This is a genomic window from Enterobacter kobei (assembly GCF_001729765.1).
GTDB lineage: Bacteria > Pseudomonadota > Gammaproteobacteria > Enterobacterales > Enterobacteriaceae > Enterobacter > Enterobacter kobei.
In genome coordinates, this window is record NZ_CP017181.1 from 2481402 (window position 1) to 2501988 (window position 20587).

The 20587-nt window shown below is 56.4% G+C and carries 18 protein-coding genes; 5 read left to right on the forward strand and 13 right to left on the reverse strand.

Translation table 11 applies throughout. The annotated features are described in order from the left end of the window. Positions 1-85: 85 nt before the first annotated feature. Positions 86-1126 carry an NADPH-dependent curcumin/dihydrocurcumin reductase gene (locus BFV64_RS11980; protein ID WP_069602113.1) on the reverse strand — a complete coding sequence of 347 codons (1041 nt, stop codon included), beginning with the start codon at positions 1124-1126 and terminating at the stop codon, positions 86-88. A gap of 63 nt (positions 1127-1189) precedes the next feature. Next, the gene (locus BFV64_RS11985; protein ID WP_014883947.1) at positions 1190-1765 is read right to left on the reverse strand and encodes a helix-turn-helix domain-containing protein; all 576 of its coding nucleotides are present in this window, start codon (positions 1763-1765) and stop codon (positions 1190-1192) included. A 147-nt stretch (positions 1766-1912) separates the two neighbouring features. On the opposite strand from BFV64_RS11985, the gene BFV64_RS11990 reads away from it, so the two are divergent. Both BFV64_RS11990 and BFV64_RS11995 read left to right on the forward strand, forming a co-directional pair. Continuing rightward, a complete protein-coding gene (locus BFV64_RS11990) occupies positions 1913-2431 on the forward strand; it encodes a GNAT family N-acetyltransferase (protein ID WP_045135200.1) in 519 nt (172 codons plus the stop codon). Then, entirely contained in the window at positions 2428-2877 is a 450-nt protein-coding gene (locus tag BFV64_RS11995; protein ID WP_014883949.1) for a DMT family transporter, read from the forward strand. The genes BFV64_RS11990 and BFV64_RS11995 overlap by 4 nt, the downstream gene beginning before the upstream one ends. 2 nt (positions 2878-2879) lie before the next feature. On the opposite strand, the gene BFV64_RS12000 is transcribed toward BFV64_RS11995, so the two are convergent. Then, positions 2880-3113, reverse strand: a complete 234-nt coding sequence (locus BFV64_RS12000; protein ID WP_014883950.1) for a YdcY family protein — start codon at positions 3111-3113, stop codon at positions 2880-2882. A gap of 101 nt (positions 3114-3214) precedes the next feature. Continuing rightward, positions 3215-4813, reverse strand: a complete 1599-nt coding sequence (locus tag BFV64_RS12005) for an ABC transporter substrate-binding protein (protein ID WP_047625847.1) — start codon at positions 4811-4813, stop codon at positions 3215-3217. A 283-nt stretch (positions 4814-5096) separates the two neighbouring features. On the opposite strand from BFV64_RS12005, the gene BFV64_RS12010 reads away from it, so the two are divergent. Genes BFV64_RS12010 through BFV64_RS12020 form a run of 3 tightly spaced genes read left to right on the forward strand, consistent with a single transcriptional unit; the run spans position 5097 to position 11588 of the window. Continuing rightward, a complete protein-coding gene (locus tag BFV64_RS12010; protein ID WP_069602114.1) occupies positions 5097-6431 on the forward strand; it encodes an SrfA family protein in 1335 nt (444 codons plus the stop codon). A 4-nt stretch (positions 6432-6435) separates the two neighbouring features. After that, entirely contained in the window at positions 6436-9417 is a 2982-nt protein-coding gene (locus BFV64_RS12015) for a virulence factor SrfB (RefSeq protein WP_069602115.1), read from the forward strand. Further along, the gene (locus tag BFV64_RS12020; protein ID WP_069602116.1) at positions 9414-11588 is read left to right on the forward strand and encodes a virulence factor SrfC family protein; all 2175 of its coding nucleotides are present in this window, start codon (positions 9414-9416) and stop codon (positions 11586-11588) included. Before BFV64_RS12015 ends, BFV64_RS12020 begins: the two co-directional genes overlap by 4 nt. Positions 11589-11712: 124 nt before the next feature. Here the strand turns inward: BFV64_RS12020 and BFV64_RS12025 are convergent, their stop codons facing one another. From BFV64_RS12025 to ymcF, 9 genes are all read right to left on the reverse strand, one after another. Then, a complete protein-coding gene (locus tag BFV64_RS12025) occupies positions 11713-12468 on the reverse strand; it encodes an alpha/beta fold hydrolase (protein WP_045135195.1) in 756 nt (251 codons plus the stop codon). An 86-nt stretch (positions 12469-12554) separates the two neighbouring features. Further along, a complete protein-coding gene (locus BFV64_RS12030; protein ID WP_014883956.1) occupies positions 12555-12728 on the reverse strand; it encodes a GhoT/OrtT family toxin in 174 nt (57 codons plus the stop codon). A gap of 182 nt (positions 12729-12910) precedes the next feature. After that, entirely contained in the window at positions 12911-14335 is a 1425-nt protein-coding gene (gene patD / locus BFV64_RS12035) for an aminobutyraldehyde dehydrogenase (RefSeq protein ID WP_047625853.1), read from the reverse strand. Between the two features lie 24 nt (positions 14336-14359). Further along, complete coding sequence (locus tag BFV64_RS12040) at positions 14360-15166, reverse strand: ABC transporter permease (protein ID WP_069602117.1); 807 nt, start codon at positions 15164-15166, stop codon at positions 14360-14362. Continuing rightward, complete coding sequence (locus tag BFV64_RS12045) at positions 15156-16100, reverse strand: ABC transporter permease (RefSeq protein ID WP_032636346.1); 945 nt, start codon at positions 16098-16100, stop codon at positions 15156-15158. The genes BFV64_RS12040 and BFV64_RS12045 overlap by 11 nt, the downstream gene beginning before the upstream one ends. Before the next feature lies 1 nt (position 16101). Further along, complete coding sequence (locus BFV64_RS12050) at positions 16102-17115, reverse strand: ABC transporter ATP-binding protein (protein WP_069602118.1); 1014 nt, start codon at positions 17113-17115, stop codon at positions 16102-16104. A gap of 17 nt (positions 17116-17132) precedes the next feature. Then, the gene (gene ydcS, locus BFV64_RS12055) at positions 17133-18278 is read right to left on the reverse strand and encodes a putative ABC transporter substrate-binding protein YdcS (protein ID WP_023330505.1); all 1146 of its coding nucleotides are present in this window, start codon (positions 18276-18278) and stop codon (positions 17133-17135) included. Between the two features lie 271 nt (positions 18279-18549). After that, on the reverse strand, positions 18550-19959 hold the full coding sequence (locus BFV64_RS12060) for an aminotransferase-like domain-containing protein (RefSeq protein WP_032636344.1): 1410 nt from the start codon (positions 19957-19959) through the stop codon (positions 18550-18552). An 82-nt stretch (positions 19960-20041) separates the two neighbouring features. Next, entirely contained in the window at positions 20042-20230 is a 189-nt protein-coding gene (ymcF, locus tag BFV64_RS12065) for a cold shock small protein YmcF (RefSeq protein WP_023330507.1), read from the reverse strand. Positions 20231-20587: the final 357 nt, after the last annotated feature.

Here is a 20587-nt window from a genome sequence, read left to right on the forward strand (position 1 = left end):
GCGCGAAAAACCATGTCCGTTAATTAAAGACAATATATCGTATCTTCACAAATAAATATGGCGGGAAACCCCGCCATCATGCTTTTTATTTATTGTCACCCGCGACGCGAATCACGACTTTGCCGAAATTTCGACCTTCCAGCAGGCCAATCAGCGCCTCGGGCGCGTTCTCCAGCCCATCCGTGACCTGTTCACGATAGTGAATTTTACCTTCCTGCACCCAGCGCCCCATCTCGTCCTGGAACGCCTTAATGTGGTGGCCATAGTCCTGAGCGATAATGAACCCCTGCATCCGAATACGTTTCTTCAGAATGGTGCCCATCAGCAGCGGCAAGCGATCCGGTCCTTCAGGCAAGCCCGTCGCATTGTAGCCACTCACCAGGCCGCAAACCGGCACGCGCGCAGAGGTATTCAGTAGCGGCAGTACGGCGTCAAAGACTTTCCCCCCGACGTTTTCATAATAGACATCAATCCCTTTCGGGCAGGCGTGCTTCAGCTGGTCAGCAAAATCCACCGCGTGGTGATCGAGACACTGATCAAACCCAAGAACATCAACGGCATGACGGCACTTTTCTGCCCCACCGGCAACGCCCACTACCCGGCAACCTTTGATTTTGCCAATCTGCCCAACGGTGGCGCCAACCGGACCTGTCGCCGCAGCGACCACCAGCGTTTCACCCGCTTTCGGTTGTCCAATATCCAGTAACCCCATATAGGCGGTAAAACCAGGCATACCCAGAATACCCAGCGACCAGGAAGGATGAGACGGATTGTCTCCCAGCTTGACCAGGCCGCTGCCGTCCGAAAGTTCATATTCCTGCCAGCCGCTGTAGCCCAGCACCCATTCACCGGGTTTGAAATCGGGATGGTTTGACTGCTCAACGCGGCTGACCGTTCCCCCAACCATTACGGCACCCACCTCTACCGGAGGGGAATAGGATGGCGCATCGCTCATGCGACCCCGCATATACGGATCCAGCGACAGCCAGACGGTACGAAGCAACAGCTGCCCCTCAACGGGCGTGGGAACAGGTTGTGTTTCCAGACGAAAATTTTCCGCGACCGGCGCGCCCTGTGGACGAGAAGCCAGCACCCAGCGGCGATTTTGCGAAACAGCGTGATTCATCAGGATCTCCTTCTGCTACAAATGTCATTACAGCCTGGCTCATGAACGGCGTTATCGCTTCCTTTACGAGCCCGACTGGTTAAGCCGTACAACCAGATAGACACAGCTTTCATTCGTTTCGTTGATGAAACGGCAGTCATTTGGCGGCCCAAGTTCAAGACAGTCACCGGCCTGCATCTCGTGGCGTGTGTCGCCTTCCTGAAACACCAGCTCGCCGGACTGCAGCCAGATGAGCTGACGAGCCAGCGCGTAAGACGATGCGGGCATCGGCACATCGCTCCCGGCAGGCAGTTCTACCTGAACAAGGTCGATGGGCAGATCGGTACGGGGAGAAACATGACGGCGGAGATAGTGCGTTTGCGGGTCGCGCCAGACAGGCTGGTTGGCAAGGCGCAGGAGTTTACCTTCCTGCATCTCCGCGCGTGCAATCAGCGTGGACATGCTGATGCCAAACGCGCCGGACAGGCGGGCAAGAAGAGTCGCTGTCGGGCTGCTGTCTCCGCGCTCAATTTTGTGGATCATCGCGCGCGAGACCCCTGCCCGGTCAGCCAGCTCGCTCAGGGACCATCCGCGGGACTCGCGTTCAAGACGAATTCTTGCACTAATTCGTTGATTCATTGTGTCTGTTATTGTGTTCATGACGTCATACTATAGTGTATGAATGGCATTTCAATGGGGTTCTGATAACAAAAAATAGGGCTTATGGCGTAGCGCCCGGACGATGCAGTTGTGTAATATCGTATCTACAACGTAATACTATAGTGAACAACACACAGAGGGAACATCATGATCGTTCGTCATGCCTGCAAAGAAGACTGCGCTGCGATAGGAGAGATCTATAACCACGCGGTGCTGCACACTGCCGCGATCTGGAACGATAAAACCGTCGATACCAATAACCGTATCGCGTGGTTTGAGGCTCGTACACTTGCAGGCTATCCGGTTCTGGTGAGCGAGGAAAATGGTGTGATTACCGGATACGCCTCTTTCGGTGACTGGCGAGCCTTTGATGGTTTCCGCCATACGGTAGAACATTCGGTCTATGTCCATCCGGATCATCAGGGCAAGGGGATTGGCCGCACGTTGATGAAAGCGCTGATTAACGAGGCCCGCACCCTCGGTAAACATGTGATGGTGGCCGGTATTGAAGCGCAAAATCAGGCCTCCATTCACCTTCATGAAACCCTCGGTTTCGTGACTACCGGACAAATGCCGCAGGTGGGAACCAAGTTTGGCCGGTGGCTGGACTTAATCTTTATGCAGCTGCAGCTTGACGAGCGCAGCGACCCGGACGCTATTCCATGAATCAATCACTGACGCTGGCATTTCTGGTGGCGGCGGGGATCGGTCTGGTGGTACAGAATACCTTGATGGTGCGCATCACCCAATCCTCCTCCACCATTCTGATCGCGATGCTGCTCAACTCGCTGGTCGGCATCGTGCTGTTTGTCAGCATTCTGCTGCTGAAACAGGGCGTCGCCGGGTTTAGCGAGCTGGCCGCAACGGTGCGCTGGTGGACGCTTATTCCGGGACTGCTGGGTTCGTTTTTCGTCTTTGCCAGTATCAGCGGATATCAGAACGTTGGCGCAGCGACCACCATCGCCGTACTGGTGGCCAGCCAGCTGATCGGTGGGCTGGTGATGGACGTTCTGAGAAGCCATGGCGTTCCACTCCGCGCCCTGGCAGGCCCGGTGTGCGGTGCGGTGATGCTGGTTGTCGGGGCCTGGCTGGTCGCACGACGCCAGTTTTGAGGCTACAGAATCGTGCCGCCTTTGGTCAGCTGTTCCTGCCGCGCGTCCATTTCTTCTTTATGCTGCTTACCGTGATGCGAAATCGCGGTACGCAGACGTTGCTGCTGGGTATAGCGTTCTTCCCGGCTGAGCTCGGCATCATCGCTCAGTTCAATCAGCAGTTCGTTCATATGGGCAATCACGCTCTCGTCGATGGCGGCATCCACGCGGGCGATCACGTCGTTTAAATGTGACATTGTCACTCCTCCTCACGTGCCCGGTGGCGCTACGCTTACCGGGCCTACGGGTGCAAAATGTAGGCCGGGTAAGGGGTACCCGCCACCCGGCAATAAAATGCTTAGTTCAGCTTCGCTTTTGAAAAATCACTGCCCATCAGGCTCACGCTGTACCCGGTCACGTTGCTGCGGGTCGCATAGAACGTTTTGCCGTTTGCCAGTGCGATCCACGGCGCCTGCTGGTAGAAAATCTCCTGCGCCTGGCCATAGAGCTTCGCACGCTCAGCCGGATTGCTGGTCAGCTTCGCTTTTTGTACCAGGGAATCATAATCTTTATCGCACCAGCGTGCGGCATTTGACCCGGTTTTAATGCTGTTGCAGCCCAGCAGCACATCGGCAAAATTGTCCGGGTCACCGTTATCGGACATCCAGCCAAACAGTGCGGAATCATGTTCGCCTTTACGCATTCCGGAGAGATATTCGCCCCACTCGTAAGAGACGATTTTTGCCTTTACGCCCACCTTCGCCCAGTCGCTCTGGATCATCTCCGCAATGCGACGCGAGTTTGGATTATACGGACGCTGAACCGGCATTGACCATAGCGTAACGTCTGCGCCCTTCTCCAGCCCGGCCTGCTTCAGCAGCGCTTTCGCTTTTTCCGGATCGTAGCTGTAATCCTTCAGCTCGTTATTAAAGCCCATCATATTGGGTGGGATCGGCGATTTTGCCACCGTCCCCGACCCCATAAAGACCGCGTTAACGATAGCCTTTTTGTCGGTCGCGTAGTTCAGCGCCTGGCGCACCAGCACGTTATCAAACGGTTTTTTCTCGGTGTTAAACGCCAGATAGCCGACGTTCAGCGCATCAACCGAGTGCAGCGTCAGGTCTTTGTTCTTCTTAATCACCTCAAACTGCACCGGAGACGGCGCGGGTATAATCTGGCATTCGTTGGTCTGCAGTTTCGCCAGACGCGTCTCCACATTTGGCGTGATGGAGAAGATCAGATGTTTGGTCGGCACCTCGCCATCCCAGTAGTTCGGATTAGCGACGTAGCGGATCAGTGAATCCACTTTGTACTGCTGCAGCACATAAGGACCGGTACCGATCGGCCAGGTGTCCACGTTTTCAGGCGTACCTTTTTTCAGCATCGCATCGGCGTATTCTGCGGAGAGAATCGAGGCAAAATCCATCCCCCAGTCGGCCAGGAACGCGGCGTTGGGTTCACTCAGGGTGAACTGAACGTGGTAATCGTCGACTTTTTTGACGTCCTGAATCAGCTTATCAAGACCCACGTCGTTAAAGTATTCATAGTTACCCTGGGACACGTTGTGGTACGGATGCTTAGGGTCTTTCTGACGCATAACCGAGAAAATAACGTCATCGGCGTTAAAGTCGCGGGTCGGCTTGAAGTATTTGTTGCTGTTGAACTTCACCCCTTTGCGCAGGGTAAAGGTATAGGTCTTACCGTCCGGTGAAATCGTCCAGGATTCCGCCAGCGACGGAACCGGCGTGTTTTTCACCGGGTCGAAATTGATCAGGCGGTTGTACAGTACCTGAGAACTGGCGACAAAAGAGGGGCCGGAACTGGCGATTTGCGGGTTGAACGACTCGGGTGACGCTTCAGAACAGTAAATTAAGGTGTCGTTGTTTGCCGCCCACGCGGCACCGGCTGGTAAAAGCGCGCTCAGCGCAAGGGCGAGCAGTGTTTTCCCTGTAGACATGGTTATAACCCTGACAGTTTTATTATATAGGACAGTAATAACAGCACAGCCGTTATGACCTGGCAAATAACGAAACACTATCAGGTTATTCTAAAGCCGCGTTTTTTGCTGGTTTTACGGTCAGCATCCGAAAAGATGATTTGCCTTAAGTGCCATTATCCGTCAAGCACAACCGTCACTTTCTATGCCGCAAGAAATCGGCCCTTTTAGCGTCTCTTCCTCCGTTTGTTTTCTTCCTCGTTTCGTTAAAGTAACGGTGTGAAGAAGTATATGGGATCAAATCGTGGCTAAAACTCTTTTACGCAGCGGTAACCTGGATGATTTTCAGGCCGTGGGCGGCGGCGGACAAGCCGTTTTTGAATCAGCGTTACAAATTCGGGAAGCGCTCCGGTTGCGCAAACAACAGGCTATCGTTGACTGTCTGGCGATTCCGCAGGTCAACGACAGCGGCGACCGCGTGGACTGGTACTCCCCGGTGGAGGGAAACGTCACCAGCTGGAAAGCGGCTGATGAGGACGACCGCTATCGCGCCCTGCGCTATCTGGAAAACACCCTTGCGAGCGTAGAGTCGTTAAGCAAGAAATGCCTTCAGTCGCCGAAAACAGCGCAACAGCTCTTCGGCTCGCTGCTGTCGAAAGCATTTCAGTTCCCTGGGGAAAATTTCGTTTTTCTCGTCGACGGAAAACCGATCCTGTGCTTCTGGGGTTTTGTAAACCTGAATGAAAATGCGCGTGACGATGTCCTCGACTGCCTGCGTGAATCGCTGATCCCTGAGCCCGCCCCTGTTGTGATTGAAGATCCTGAGCCCGAGCCCGAGCGGGTGCCCGAACCGGCCATCACCTTTGAAAAAGCTGACGAGCCGCTGATTGCCCCGGTCGCCGCGATACGGATTACGCCGGAAGACCTGTATGCGCCCGAGTCCGCACCGGTTGTTGCGCAACCTGCGCCTGAACCCGCACCTGTCGTCATCACGAAGAAGCGTCGCGTTCCCCTTTGGACGCTGCCTGTCGCGGCGGTGATCGTTGCCGCTATTGCCGCCCCGCTGATGTGGCCAAAACCGGCCCCTTCTGCAGAGACCGCGCCTGCGCCGGTCCCTGAGCCCGTGGCTATCGCCCCAAAACCGATCAAAGCCGTTGAGCCACTGGCGATGAATTTACCCCTGCACCAGGCTGAGGTGGTGGTGAGCAAAGAAAAAGAGCCTGAACCCGCTCCCGTGGTGATTGTCGCGATCCCGAAAGATGCCATGGTAATGGAGGCCGGTCAGGTGAAAGCCGGATCGACACGCTTCCTGAACGGTACCTGGCGCGCGATTCTCGACGTGAAAGACCCGGTCACCGGCAAGCCACCGTCAATGCGCTATCAAATCCAGAACAATAAAGGTTTCGTCCGCATAGTCCATGGCGACAATATTGTCTGCCGCGCGGAGATCTTCTCCGGGCTACACAGCAATGGTGAGCTGATGATCAAGAGTCGCGGCACGGCCCGCTGCACCGACGGTTCCCGCTACCCGATGCCGGAAGTCGCCTGTAAAGCCGGCACCAGCGATATCGCAGAATGTCGCGCCCGTTATGATGCCAACACCGTCGTCCCCCTGACGTTCAAGAAAGCAGGTGCCTGATCCTATGCTGGTAAATCTTTGCGACTATAAACAAAGCGTTACGCTTATTGCCAACAGCGGCGTGCAATTCCTCGATTTCGGGCTGACGCCGCAGGACACCGCCAGCCAAGGGCGCTTCGTACGTAAGACCGCCAACGGCCCTCTTTTACGCCTCGATTTCGATCTGGTTAACGGGCGCTATACCGTGCCGGGAACGCACGGCGGCCAGCCTGAAGTGGTTAAACCGGAAACGACTATCCCGCTGCAGCAGTCCCTTGCGGTGCTGGACGGCGTCTGGCTTCCCGTCCCGTTTCTGCGTTTCAACCCGCCGCGCACCTTTGTGGAGGGGCCGGATAACTGGGCCCGCGTGCAGGTCCGCAAGCTCGACACCCCCGACACCGCAGGCAATACGCACCGCGTGACCCTCGCCCTCGACAGCCAGATTGCGGAACATGCCACCTCCGCGCTATCGCCGGTTGAAAACGATATTCTGAACGGCACCCGTTTCGCGCTGGCCTGGCGCGATAGCGAGGTTGAAAGCTTCCTCGACCAGACCTGGATTGACGGCTGGCTGCGTGAAGCATTTACCCAGTATGCTGACGGCGTTGAAAATCGTTCTGAACGTGACCTGCATCAGGCGATGCGCAGCTTTGAATATCAGGCCCACTGGCTTAACCTGCTGACCATGCTCGGTGAACAGCTCACCGTGCCGGAAGTGAAATTTGTTACCCATACCCTCAGTACGCCCGCGATTCCGGTCGACCTGATCCTCGACGTCGGTAACACTCACACCTGCGGCGTCATTATTGAAGACCACGGCGATGCGAACGATGGACTGCGGCAGACCGCCGAGTTACAGGTTCGTTCATTGAGCGAGCCGCAATTCCTCAATGAGCCTCTGTTTACCAGCCGTCTCGAGTTTTCCGAAGCACGCTTTGGCAAACAGCACTTCTCGGTTGAAAGTGGCCGCGAAGATGCGTTTGTCTGGCCGTCGATCGTTCGCGTGGGTGATGAAGCCCGCAAGCTGGCGATGCAGCGTCTGGGAACCGAAGGGAACAGCGGCATCTCCAGCCCGCGTCGCTATTTGTGGGATGAAACACCGGTGGTGCAGGACTGGCGCTTTAGTCAGATGAACGGCAAAACCCAGCGTGAGCCGCTTGCCACGGCGTTCCCGCTGATGAACCTGATGAACGATGACGGTGAACCGCTGTTTACGTTACCGCAGGACGAGCGACTGCCGGTCTTCTCGCCGCAGTACAGCCGCAGCACCCTGATGACGCATATGCTGTGCGAGCTGCTGGCGCAGGCGCTGGGTCAGATCAACAGCGTCGCCACCCGCCTGCGTCTGGGCTTCCCTGCCTCGCCACGCCAGCTGCGCACCCTGATCCTGACCCTGCCCTCGGCAATGCCAAAGCAGGAGCGCGAGATTTTCCGTCGCCGCATGTTCGAAGCCATCGCAATCGTCTGGAAAGCGATGGGCTGGCACCCGCAGGATGAGGATTTTGCCACCCGCAAACAGCAGGAAAAAAGCGTGGTGCCGGTCCCTGAAATCCAGATGGAGTGGGATGAGGCCAGCTGTGGTCAACTGGTCTGGCTGTATAACGAAGCGATCTCCCATTTTGGCGGCCAGACGGAAGCCTTCTTTGCCTCGCTCGCCCGCACGGATCGTGAGCCTGAGCCGGGTGTGCAGCCCGGCCGCGCATTGCGCGTCGCGTCTATCGACATCGGTGGCGGCACCACGGATATGGCGATCACCCATTATCAACTGGATGACGGCTCCGGTAATAACGTCAAAATCACGCCGCAGCTGCTGTTCCGCGAAGGCTTTAAAGTGGCGGGCGATGATACCCTGCTGGACGTGATTCAGCGCTACGTGCTGCCCGCCCTGCAAACGCAGCTGCAGAAATCCGGGATTGCGGACGCCTCGCTGCTCATGGCGTCGCTGTTCGGCGACTCCGGGCGTATTGATACCCAGGCCGTGCTGCGCCAGCAAACGGCGCTGCAGCTCTTTATGCCGATTGGCCACGCCATTCTTGCCGCGTGGGAATCCAGTGACGTTGACGATCCGCTGGCTGGCCTGCATGCCACCTTTGGCGATCTTCTGCCGCAGAAACCAACCCGCAACGTCATGAATTATCTGCAGCAGGCGATTGATCATGCCCTGCCTGCGGGCTCAGAAGCGTTCGACCTGTTCGCCGTACCGCTGCACGTCAATTTCCGCGAGATGCAGGATGCGATGCTGGCCGGTCAGTTTACGCTGACCTCTCCGCTTCACGCAGTCTGTGAAGCGATTTCCCACTACAGCTGCGATATTCTGCTGATTACCGGTCGCCCTGGCTGCCTGCCAGGCGTTCAGGCGCTGATCCGTCACCTGCAGCCGGTGCCGGTCAATCGCATCGTCTGGCTGGATAAATACCAGGTACATGAGTGGTATCCGTTCAGTCAGCAGGGGCGCATTGGTAACCCTAAATCAACCGCCGCCGTGGGTGCCATGCTGTGCAGCCTGGCGCTCGACCTGCGTCTGCCGCGCTTCAACTTTAAAGCTGCGGACATTGGCGCATATTCCACCGTGCGTTATCTCGGCGTGCTGGATAACACCGTTAATACCCTGCGTGAGGAAAACGTCTGGTATCAGGATATCGACCTCGATAAGCCAAGCGCAAAACTCGACGCACGCCTGCACTTCCCGCTACGCGGCAACGTCACCCTCGGCTTCCGCCAGCTGGCGAACGCACGCTGGCCTGCCACGCCGCTTTATACGCTCAGCATCAATTCGGCTGAACTGGCGAAAGCGATTGCCGGTGACGGCGTGCTGAACGTGCGGCTTAAGCTCTGCGGCGGCAGCAAGCAGGAAGGTCCTGAGTCCTTTGAACTGAGCGATGCCTGGCTACAGGACGGCACACCGGTAGCGCCTGACGCCTTAACCTTCAAACTGAATACTCTGGCCGATCGCCGACACAGCGGTAGCCACTACTGGATCGACAGCGGGAGCGTATACCTGAAATGACAGCGACGACCACCACCACTCAGGCGTTAATCGGGTGGATTAATGAGACGCGCATGAATGCCCCTGTGCTGGACAACGATGCTGACGCCCTGCTTGCCCGCATCAACGCGGCGCAGGCGCGAGAGCAGGCTATTGAACGTGCCCTGACCCGCCAGAGCAGCATTGGACTTTACGGTCATTCGCAGAGCGCAAAAGCACACCTGCTGCTGTCGCTGTGCGGCAGCGGTAATGGACGGCTAAACGTTACGCCAGGCCAGCGCACCTTTGACTATTTTTCGCATATCAATCCGGGTCATGCCCTGACCAACATGGCCGTCCGCTTTACCCGGGAAAACCGGGAGGTGGTTGATGAGGCGTTTCCGCTACGTCTGAGTCTGATCACCGAGGCCGAGCTGGTACAGCTGTTTATTGCCCGCACGACGCTGCATCCGCAGATGCGCGCAGTGGATAAGGCGGTCATTGAGACCCGTCTTGAGAAATGGCGTGGCCTGCGTCAGCCGCAGGGCGTACCGGGTATCACGGCGCAGGAAGTGGGTGCCATCGCCCGCTTCTGGCAGTACACAATACCCACTGCGAAACAGCAAATTGATGATGCCCTGTGGTATGAGCTTGCCCAACTGGTGCCTTCACTTGATCTCAGCACCCGGGCAAGCGTCTGGTCGCTGCTGTGGGGTGAGCAACAGGAATTCACCCAACAGTGGCTGAAGCTCGCCCATGTTCTGCATCAAACCAGCCATGCCAGCGAGCTTGCTGCTCCGCTGAGTCTGCTGGTAGATAGCTTTGGCTTGCCGGGTGAAGGGTTCCTGACGCATGGCACCTTAACCCAGCAGGACGCACAGGAGACGCTGCTGCATCCGCTGAATAACGGCGACATGCTCAACGCCATCAGCCTCCCGGTTGACGTGCTGGCCTTCCTGACCCGCGAGCTGATCCTGCCGGTTGAGAGTGGTGCGCTGGATAACGTTGATATCATTGATATTCCGGTCTTTGAAGACAGCAGTGCCGATCCGTTAGCGCAGGCAAAATGTCAGTGGCTGCTCGACCATTACCGCCAGCAGCTACAGCCTGACGTGCTGGTTATCTGCAATGCGACAGCGCAGCACGAGCAGACGGCCAAAAAAGCAAAAGTGTTAATGAACTGGGTCAAAGAGACGCAGCCTGCTGAAGAGTCTGCCCTGCCGGGGCTGGTGTGGGCGATTACCCCGCATGACGCCCGCTTTACCACCCGCCAGAATCTTGATGAAGCCGTACAGCATCTGCTCGGTAAACCGGGTTTACGCTGGGGCACGCTGCAGGCGCTGGATAGCCACAGCATGCAGCGCGTCATTGAGTGGTTGTCTCAGGCCACGCTCCCTGCGCAGCGGCAGAAGCGCCTTGGAACGCTGAAAAGCTTGCTTCGCCAGGAGCTTTCGGAGCTAATGCGCAGCTATCTCGCCCCGCTGGTTGAGGAACCGGCTACCCGACGCGCACAGGCCGAAAACATGGTGCGCACCCTGCAAAGCAGTGCCGCCCGTCACGGCGAGCTTCTTGAAGGATTGATGCCGCCGATGAAAGCGTTTGAAACGCTGCTCGCCGTCCAGCAACCGCGCGAGGAGCAGGTCAATGGGCTGTTTACGGATACCATTGATCTGTTTACCGATAACGCCCAGGAAAGTGCTGGTCAGTTCCAGACGAAGGACAAGGCGCGTCTGGCGCACAGAGTATGGATAAATCATCTGCGTCAGTGGAGCCGTAATGAGGCCACGGCCGCCCGTCTCGGTCTGGAACCCGCAGTATTACAGCAAATCGCGGATGTTCTGGTGGTCACCAGCTACCGGCTTAATCTGGCGCAACAGCTTCAGCGTATTGTCGAAGCGGATAAGAGCAGCGCCGCGCAACTGCACGCCGTGATGGGCAATTTCGTTGGCTGGCTGGGGTATGACCAAACGCCTTCAGCAGAGCGTCCGGCAAGCCGCATCCGCAAGGGACAGGCTATCTTCGTTACGCCCGTCGTCAGCAGCGCCGCGCCACGTCTGACGCGTCTGGCGGAACAGCCAGTCCATGCGGCCACCGCGTACGTTTACGACTGGCTGGTTGCCCTCTATAGCCGGGCGATAGAGAACATTGATTACCAGCATCCGCATGATATTCAACCTGACGCACGTCAGGCATTACGGGCTTTAATCAGGTAGTTGCCTTTCTTGCCGGGTGGTGCTGCGCTTACCCGGCCTATATTCCGCCATAATATCAATACCTTGCACAATTCATCGTAGGCCCGTGCAAGCGTCGCGCCGCCGGGCGAAACTTTTGCGCACATCACTCCGTCATACACCCGGCTAACGTCTGAGCCAGTGCTGACGGATTTTCCCACGACATAGAATGCCCCGCCGCAGGGATAATTTTTACCTCAACGCCTTTCTGCTTCAGATTATCAACATCGTCGTCAGGCAGAGAATGTTCGCCGAAGATCAGCGTCACCGGGCACGAGAGCGACAGGAATTGCGTTTCCCATACCGGCATTACACCCTCAACCAGGCTCTTTGCTCCGCGCCAGACTGCATACGGCGCATTGCTTTGCAGACACCCCGCCCACGCTGAGGTTTCTGCGCTGAGCATGGCGTCATAACCCTGTTCCAGAAACTGCTGTTCGGTTTGCGCCGCAATCGAGCGGCTGAACATCCCACCACCCGCGTGAAAATTAGGTTCCGACACCATCAGTCCTTTAACACGCGTTCCCAGCATTGCCGCCGTTTCAATCGCGATACTGCCGCCCATGCTGTGGCCGTATAACCAGAAGGCATCCAATTCAAGATGGTCAATCAGCTCTGCCACCACGCGGGCCTGGTCAGTGGTGTGATAGCTGTAATGCTCGGGTTTATCGCTGTAACCGCTGCCGGGCAAATCAATGAGAATGGCCCGGCGTGCGCCAAACTGAAGGTCACGGACAACGCGGGGATATTCATAGGAAGAGGCACACCCCAGCCCGTGGATGAAGACCACGGGCTCGCCTGAGCCGGGCAAATCATGCCAGCGCACGGTGCAACCCGCCTGCTGCGAGTAAAAACTGTTCATAAGCACTCCTTTTACGATTCACTGTGTATTTATACAGTTATCGAATCAGGAATGCCATGTTCATCTGGAAAAAGTGGAAGCGTGCTTCAGAAAAGCGAGATCAGGAGCGCAACGGGGAAGCTCATCGGCCAGGTCGACCCCACCAGAAACGCGCTGAGCAGGCGGATGCGTTTGCGATCTTTTGAAAGGAACCAGGTAATTAATGCACAGATGGAAGCCATCACTGCGTAAAAAACCAACATCTTTTGATACAACGTCATTCTGTATACCAGAGCCGAAAAAATAACCGCACGCAATATGCGTCATATGTTGATACAGATCAAGTTTTTTCGTTACAGAATAACCACTTAAATATTATGGCTAATAACAATGGAGTAGCTTGCTTAACACGCAGGGCGAAGAAGGAGAATGCCCGGCCGCGCAAGCGGCCAGGCAGGATGGCTTAGTGTTTGATCATCACATGCCGGACGACCGTATAATCCTCAAGCCCGTACACCGACATATCTTTGCCGTAGCCGGATAACTTCATGCCGCCGTGCGGCATTTCGCTCACCAGCATAAAGTGGGTATTCACCCAGGTACAGCCGTACTGCAACCGCGCACTCAGACGATGAGCACGGCCCACGTCTTTGGTCCAGACCGATGACGCCAGGCCATACTGTGAATCATTCGCCCATGCCAGCACCTGCGCTTCATCGTCAAATTCAGTGACGCTCACCACCGGCCCAAACACTTCGCGCTGAACAATGGCATCGTCCTGTTTTGCCCCCGCCAGCAGGGTCGGCTGGAAGTAGTAGCCAGCCCCCTCCTTTTTGCTTCCACCCGTCACAACGCTGATATGACCGAGCGCTTTCGCCTGATCGACAGCCTGACAGACGCGTGAAAGGTGAGCGGCCGAGCTGAGCGGCCCCAGTTCGGTAGCGGCATCTTCCGGCGCCCCCATTTTGAGGCTGGCGACCGCAGCACCCAGCTTTTCAACCAGCGCAGGATATATGCCTTTCTGGGCATAAATGCGGCAGGCCGCCGTACAGTCCTGCCCGGCATTGTAGAAACCAAACGTTCGCACCCCTTCGACAACCGCGTCCAGGTCAGCATCATCAAAAACGATTACCGGAGCCTTACCGCCCAGCTCCATGTGGGTGCGCTTAATGGAGGACGCCGTATGGCCGATGATATGCTCGCCGGTGGCAATTGAACCGGTCAGCGACACCATGCGGACTTTGTCATGCCCGGTGAGCGGATCGCCAACCGTCTTACCGCGACCAAATAACACGTTCACAACGCCTGCCGGGAAGATATCTTTCGCCAGTTCTCCCAGTTTTAACGCCGTCAGCGGCGTGATTTCAGAGGGTTTTATCACCACGCAGTTACCGGCAGCCAGCGCGGGTGCCAGCTTCCATGCTGCCATCATAAGCGGGTAGTTCCACGGCGCAATCGATGCAACTACCCCCACCGGATCACGGCGGATCATCGAGGTGTGCCCCTCAAGGTATTCACCTGCGGCCAGACCGTTCAGGCAGCGGGCCGCCCCGGCGAAGAAACGAAACACGTCGACCACCGCCGGAATTTCATCCCCCAGAGCACAGTGGAGCGGCTTCCCGCAGTTGAGCGATTCAAGCCTGGCAAATTCTTCACCCTGCGCCTCAATGGCGTCAGCCAGTTTCAGCAGACATTCCGCACGCGCTTTGGGCGTGGTCTGCCCCCAGTCGATAAAAGCCCCATCGGCGGCCTGAACTGCCGCGTCAACTTGCGCGACAGAGGCTTCAGCAATCTCCAGCAGTACTTCTCCGGTGGCCGGGTTATATACCGGCTGCTTTTCGCCTTGTCCGGCGACCAGTTCACCCTTTATCAGCAGATGTGTTTGCATAGCATTGTCCTGTTCAAATCAATGTTATTTCCCGCTGCCGGCGATGTTCTCGCCATCGCGGGTTAGCCACCAGGCACCCAGAATGGGGAAAGTTGTCACCAGCATGACCAACAGTGCAACAACGTTGGTGACCGGCACGTCGCGAGGACGGCCGAGCTGATTGAGCAACCACAGCGGTAACGTGCGCTCGTGTCCCGCCGTAAAGGTTGTGACGATGATTTCGTCAAACGACAGGGCAAAGGCCAGCATTCCGCCCGCCAGAAGTGCTGAACCCAGATTGGGCAACACCACATAGCGGAAGGTTTGCCACCCGTCGGCCCCGAGATCCATTGACGCCTCCACCAGACTCCAGGAGGTGCGTCTGAACCGGGCTATGACGTTGTTGAACACCACCACCACGCAGAATGTGGCGTGCCCGACAACGATGGTGAAAAAACCCGGTTCAAGGTTGATCGTTTTAAATGCGGTCAGCAGCGCCAGACCGGTAATGATTCCCGGTAAGGCAATGGGCAACAGCAGCAACAGTGAAATGGCGTTTTTGCCAAAAAAGTCGCTTCGCCACAGTGCCGCTGCAGCAAGCGTGCCAAGCACCAGGGCAATGGTGGTGGAGAGCGCGGCAATCTGAAGTGACAACGTCACGGATTCAATGATATCGCCACGCCCCGCCGCCACGCTAAACCACTTGAACGTCAGCCCCTGCGGCGGGAAGCTGAAGGCAGCATCTTCAGTGTTAAAGGCGTACATCGCGATAATCAGCAGCGGGAAGTGCAGGAAGATGACGCCTCCCCATGCCGCCACTTTCAGGAACAACGGTGCGCGTTCAGAGTGCATCGAATGCTCCCAGACGTTTCACGAACGCCAGATAAAGCGAAATCAGCACAATGGGAACCAGCGTAAACGCAGCCGCCATGGGCATATTGCCGATAGCGCCCTGCTGAGCGTAGACCATGTTACCGATGAAATAGCCCGGCGGCCCCACCAGCTGCGGGACGATGAAATCCCCCAGCGTCAGGGAAAAGGTAAATATCGAACCCGCGGCAATTCCCGGGATCGCCAGCGGCAATACAACATAGCGAAAGGTCTGGCGGGGGCGCGCGCCGAGGTCGGCTGAAGCCTGCAGTAACGACGCTGGCAGACGTTCCAGCGCGGCCTGCACGGGCAGGATCATAAACGGCAGCCAGATATAGACAAAGACCAGAAAGCGCCCCAGCCCGGAGGTGGATAACGTGTTACCGCCTATCGCCGGGAGCGTAAGAAGTGAGGTGAGGATCGGCTCCAGCCCCATATGACTGAGAAACCATTGCGCCACACCATCCTTCGCCAGCAGCAACGTCCAGGCGTAGGCTTTGACAATGTAGCTCGCCCACATCGGCAGCATCACGGCGATATAGAAGAACGCTTTCCACTTGCCGCGGGTGTAACGCGCCATATACCAGGCCATCGGGAATGCCAGAATGGCGCTGGCCAAAGTGACCGCGATCGCCATCGTTAAGGTGCGCAGGATGATGTCGTAGTTTGCCGGATTGAAGAGCGCCTGAATATTCGCCAGCGTCAGGTCCGGCGTGACCGCCATGGTGAAGTCGTCAAAGGTGTAAAACCCCTGCCACAGCAGGGTCAGCAGCGATCCGAAATAGACGATGCCAAACCACATCAGCGGGGCAAGCAGCAGCAGGAACAGGCCGAGCGACGGCTTACGCCAGAACAGTGCCGTCATGCGGCTCAAGCGGCCGTGCGGTGCGGGAGGATGAGCGACACTCATATCCATTTCACCTTTCCTCATGCAGGCGAATCATCGCCTCGCGTGACCACGAGGCCATCACCGCCTGCCCCGGCGCAATGCCGCTCAGCAGCGAGATATCGCTGAGGTTGGCCTGACTGACCAGCAGTTTGGCCCCCTCGGCAAGCTTCAGTTCCAGGCGCGTGGCGGCTCCCTGATACTGAACGGCCTGCACGATACCCTGAACCTGAACCTCACCGCCCTCGTTCAGGCGAATATGTTCCGGGCGCAGGGAATAGATACCTTCCATGCCGCAAATTTTCTGCGCAAGCGCTGCATCAAAGACGTTGGACGTGCCCACAAAACCGGCGACAAACGGCGTGCGCGGACGCATATAGAGATCGCGCGGGGTATCCACCTGCTCGATGCGGCCGTTATTGAATACCGCCACCCGGTCCGACATGGAGAGCGCTTCGCCCTGATCGTGGGTGACGAAAATAAAGGTAATGCCGAGTTCCTGCTGAAGTTTCTTCAGCTCGAATTGCATCTGTTCGCGCAGTTTGAGATCGAGCGCGCCCAGCGGTTCGTCCAGCAGCAGGACGCGCGGTTCATTGACCAGCGCCCGGGCGATGGCGACACGCTGGCGCTGGCCGCCGGAAAGTTGCGAAGGTTTGCGGGCGATGGCAAAGCTCAGCCCTACTTTTTCCAGGGCATCACGCGCCTGGGCATGGCGTTTCTTCTTGTCGACGCCTTTCACCATCAGCCCGTAGGCGACATTATCGAGGATCGACATATGCGGGAACAGCGCATAATCCTGAAAGACGGTATTTACATCCCGCTCCCATGGCGGTAGCGCGCTCGCCTCTTTGCCGAAAATAGAAATCGTGCCGCCTGACAGCTGTTCAAAACCCGCTATCAGGCGCAGGCAGGTAGTTTTGCCGGAGCCCGAAGGCCCCAGCATGGAGAAAAACTCCCCGTCGCGAATGGCAATGGTCACCCCGTCCACCGCCCGCACATCGCCATACAGCCGGGAAACATTGTTAAATTCTACTGCGTACGTCATGTTCTGCTCCCGGGCGATTATCGTCCACCCATGATGGCGATGTAATCCTGCGTCCAGCGGCTGTACGGCACGAATTTGCCACCTTGAGCGGTCGGGGTTTTCCAGAACAGGATTTTGTCGAACTCGTTATAACCGTTTGTTTCACAACCTTTATCACCCAGCAGCGTACTGGCTTTACACCCTTCAGGCACGACGGGCAGTGAGCCGAACCATGCTGCCAGATCGCCCTGCACTTTTGGCGTCAGCGACCAGTTCATCCATTTGTAGGCGCACATCGGGTGTTTTGCCTGGGCGTGGAGCATGGTGGTATCCGCCCAGCCGGTTACCCCTTCTTTCGGGAAGACGGTGGCGATGGGCTGGTTCTCAGCCTTAAGCGCATTTGCCTGATATGGCCAGGCGCTGGAAGCCACAACGCCTTCATTTTTGAAGTCGCTCATCTGGACGGTGGTGTCATGCCAGTAGCGGTGGATCAGGGCATGCTGGTCGCGAAGCACTTTCAGCACCGCGGCATATTGTTCTTCGGTGAGCTGGTAGGGATCGCTGATGCCCAGCTGTGGCTGGGTGGCTTTGACGAACAGCGCCGCATCGGCGATATAAATTGGCCCGTCATATGCCTGCACGCGACCCTGATTGGTTTTACCGTCCGGCAGATCCTGTTTGGTAAAGACCACACTCCAGCTGTCCGGTGGCGTCGGGAAGGTTTTGGTGTTGTACATCAGCAGGTTTGGCCCCCACTGATAGGGTGTACCGTAGACCTTGCCGCCCACGTTAAACCATTCCCCCTTCACAATGCGCGTGTCGAGGGTTTTCCAGTTCGGGATGAGTTCGGGATTTATCGGCTGAACGCGTTTGCCCATGATCAGGCGAAGCGATGCATCGCCTGACGCGGTGACCAGATCGTATCCCCCTTTCGCCATCAGGCTGACCATTTCATCTGACGTGGCCGCCGTTTTCACGTTAACGGCACAACCGGTCTCTTTTTCAAACTGGGTGACCCAGTCATAGTTTTTATCGGTCTGCCCACGCTCGATATAGCCCGGCCAGGCAATAATATCCAGACGACCTTCCCCGTCACCCATCGCCTTAGGTGGTTCAGCGGCGTGCGCTGTCATGATAGTCATGCCGAGCGCGCACAGGCTGCTGCGGGCAAATTTTTTGCTCATAAGAATTACTCCTGTCGCAATGAAATTTAGCGGCAGCCGTGCCGTAAAAATATCTCCCTTATTAAACGTAGACCGCGCAATTGCGCCGCACCGTTTGGCTTCAGGAAATTTCATCAAGGTGTGACCGATGGCGCATTCCCCGTTAACTGGATTATAGACAAGGGGTTAGCGGCGCGAGGCAGTATGCAGATTTCCTATGACCGGGCACCGCGAAATATTCGTAGCGCCGTCATCAGGATAAGAAATGTTTATTTAAATAAGGGGAAAAAGATTATTTCAACATCGTGCTAATTAATTTTCCTAACTGAATCACCGCCTGCTCTTCTCGCTCTCCCCATGCCCAGGAGGTATTAAAACGGAAGAACGGTGTCCATGCGTCAGAGGTGGAAAACATTTTTCCTGGCGCAATGCTGATATGGTGCGTTAAGGCCTTTTCACTCAGCAGCCCGGCATCCAGCTGTGCCGGAAGCTCCAGCCATAAAAAGTAGCCGCTGTCGTTATGGTGAATTTTGACCCCGGCGGGCATATGGCGCAGCAGTGACTGCCAGGCTTGCTGTTTTCGCTCAGCGAGCGTTCGTCGCAGGCGGCGAAGATGGGCGTCGTAGCGTTTAGTCGCCAGGTAGTCCACCAGTGCCAGCTGCATAGGGGAGCTGGTCGATAACGTGCTCATCAGTTGCAACTGCTGAATGCGTCGCGCATGTTTTCCGGCCGCCACCCAGCCGATACGGAATCCCGCCACCAGACATTTTGAAAAAGAGGAGCAGTGAAGCGTCATGTCGTCCCGATCCCAGGCTTTTGCCGGAAGCGGTTTTTCGCGGCCGAAATAGAGCTCGCTGTATACATCGTCCTCAATCAGGGTGACGTTATGCTTCGTCAGGAGGGCGACCAGACGGGCTTTTTTCTCTGCACTTAGCGTAAAACCAAGCGGATTCTGGCCGTTGGTCATCAGCCAGCAGGCTTTTACCGGATAGTCATTCAGCGCCTGTTCAAGGGCGTTCAGGTCTATCCCCTCCCGGACGTCCGTGGCGACCGACAACGCTTTGAGCTTCAGGCGTTCCAGCGCCTGCAGCGCGCCATAAAAGCAGGGGTTTTCGACAATCACCCAGTCGCCAGGCTCCGTCACCGCCTGCAAACTCAGGTTCAGCGCTTCGAGCGCGCCTGCGGTAATGACAATTTCGTCCGGCGAGATGTTCATCCCCTGCTGCGCATAGCGGCGCGCAATGGCGTGGCGGAGTTCAGCGTTACCCGGCGGCAGGTTTTCAATCACGCTCATCGCAGTCGCCGTTTTGCTGACGTTAGCCAGCGAGCGGTTGAGCTGCTGAAGCGGGAAAAGCCGGGGATCGGGAAAGGCGGATGCGAAAGGAACGACAGACGGATCGCGGCTGGCCTGAAGGACATCGAAGATATAGGTGTTGATATCCACCGCTTCGTCACGCATCACCTGGGCAGGCGGCACAGGCTGGTGCGTGGTCGGGCGCGAGGCAACGTAATAGCCCGATTGTGGCCTGGCGACAATGCGTCCCTGACTTTCCAGCATCTGATACGCGTGGCCAACAGTCATGAAACTCATGCCGCTGCTCGCCACCTGCTCTCGCAGGGAAGGCAGCTTATCGCCCGGCAGCCATACGCCAAGCTCAATTTGCGAGATAATTTGTTGCGCCAGACGCTGGTATTTTTTCATCAGATTCTCCTTATTGCCGACAGTGTATATCAGCAGGAGAAAAAGAGAAGATTTTGCTAACTGTTATGAAAAACCGGGTAGATTACTTACGGTACTCGGTGGTGTGATTCATCGCGGAACGCGCAGCAGCGAGGTGGTCGAGCGTGATCATCGACGATTTGCAAAAAATGCATTTTGCGCCGAATGGGTTTTTCTCAGACACATCAAAGACTGAAGTGCGGTACTGCGAGCCATGACAGCATGGGCAGCGGAAATGGATATAAGAAGTCATAGGATTCTCCTGTTAACGTAAAAACGTAAATTACTAATGGGCCGATTGGGCAATATTGGTTTTAAACAAAACGAATCGGAATGTAGATAAAGACCCAAGAGAGGCTGCGGAGAGGCACAACGTGATGAGAACTGCTTTATAAAACTACGTCAGATATTTTTTTGGACTCAAAACCAGAAATCCATTAACGCATGTTGCTGACGGCAAAGCAAGCGGATTGATGCGTAAAATTCATAAAAATAATTTTTTTATTCCGTAACGGTAATCTATATCAGTTTGTAAAAGCGGGAGTCTGAATCAAACTGTTATGGTTAAAATTCGCTGTTCTGCGTCTGATAGTCCGATCTCTGCGCCTAT

Excerpts from the sequence above, each read along its gene's own strand:
- BFV64_RS11980 (WP_069602113.1), bottom strand. The coding sequence starts at position 1,126 with ATGAATCACGCTGTTTCGCAAAATCGCCGCTGGGTGCTGGCTTCTCGT.
- BFV64_RS11985 (WP_014883947.1), bottom strand. The coding sequence starts at position 1,765 with ATGAACACAATAACAGACACAATGAATCAACGAATTAGTGCAAGAATT.
- BFV64_RS11990 (WP_045135200.1), top strand. The coding sequence starts at position 1,913 with ATGATCGTTCGTCATGCCTGCAAAGAAGACTGCGCTGCGATAGGAGAG.
- BFV64_RS11995 (WP_014883949.1), top strand. The coding sequence starts at position 2,428 with ATGAATCAATCACTGACGCTGGCATTTCTGGTGGCGGCGGGGATCGGT.
- BFV64_RS12000 (WP_014883950.1), bottom strand. The coding sequence starts at position 3,113 with ATGTCACATTTAAACGACGTGATCGCCCGCGTGGATGCCGCCATCGAC.
- BFV64_RS12005 (WP_047625847.1), bottom strand. The coding sequence starts at position 4,813 with ATGTCTACAGGGAAAACACTGCTCGCCCTTGCGCTGAGCGCGCTTTTA.
- BFV64_RS12015 (WP_069602115.1), top strand. The coding sequence starts at position 6,436 with ATGCTGGTAAATCTTTGCGACTATAAACAAAGCGTTACGCTTATTGCC.
- BFV64_RS12020 (WP_069602116.1), top strand. The coding sequence starts at position 9,414 with ATGACAGCGACGACCACCACCACTCAGGCGTTAATCGGGTGGATTAAT.
- BFV64_RS12025 (WP_045135195.1), bottom strand. The coding sequence starts at position 12,468 with ATGAACAGTTTTTACTCGCAGCAGGCGGGTTGCACCGTGCGCTGGCAT.
- BFV64_RS12030 (WP_014883956.1), bottom strand. The coding sequence starts at position 12,728 with ATGACGTTGTATCAAAAGATGTTGGTTTTTTACGCAGTGATGGCTTCC.
- patD (WP_047625853.1), bottom strand. The coding sequence starts at position 14,335 with ATGCAAACACATCTGCTGATAAAGGGTGAACTGGTCGCCGGACAAGGC.
- BFV64_RS12040 (WP_069602117.1), bottom strand. The coding sequence starts at position 15,166 with ATGCACTCTGAACGCGCACCGTTGTTCCTGAAAGTGGCGGCATGGGGA.
- BFV64_RS12045 (WP_032636346.1), bottom strand. The coding sequence starts at position 16,100 with ATGGATATGAGTGTCGCTCATCCTCCCGCACCGCACGGCCGCTTGAGC.
- BFV64_RS12050 (WP_069602118.1), bottom strand. The coding sequence starts at position 17,115 with ATGACGTACGCAGTAGAATTTAACAATGTTTCCCGGCTGTATGGCGAT.
- ydcS (WP_023330505.1), bottom strand. The coding sequence starts at position 18,278 with ATGAGCAAAAAATTTGCCCGCAGCAGCCTGTGCGCGCTCGGCATGACT.
- BFV64_RS12060 (WP_032636344.1), bottom strand. The coding sequence starts at position 19,959 with ATGAAAAAATACCAGCGTCTGGCGCAACAAATTATCTCGCAAATTGAG.
- ymcF (WP_023330507.1), bottom strand. The coding sequence starts at position 20,230 with ATGACTTCTTATATCCATTTCCGCTGCCCATGCTGTCATGGCTCGCAG.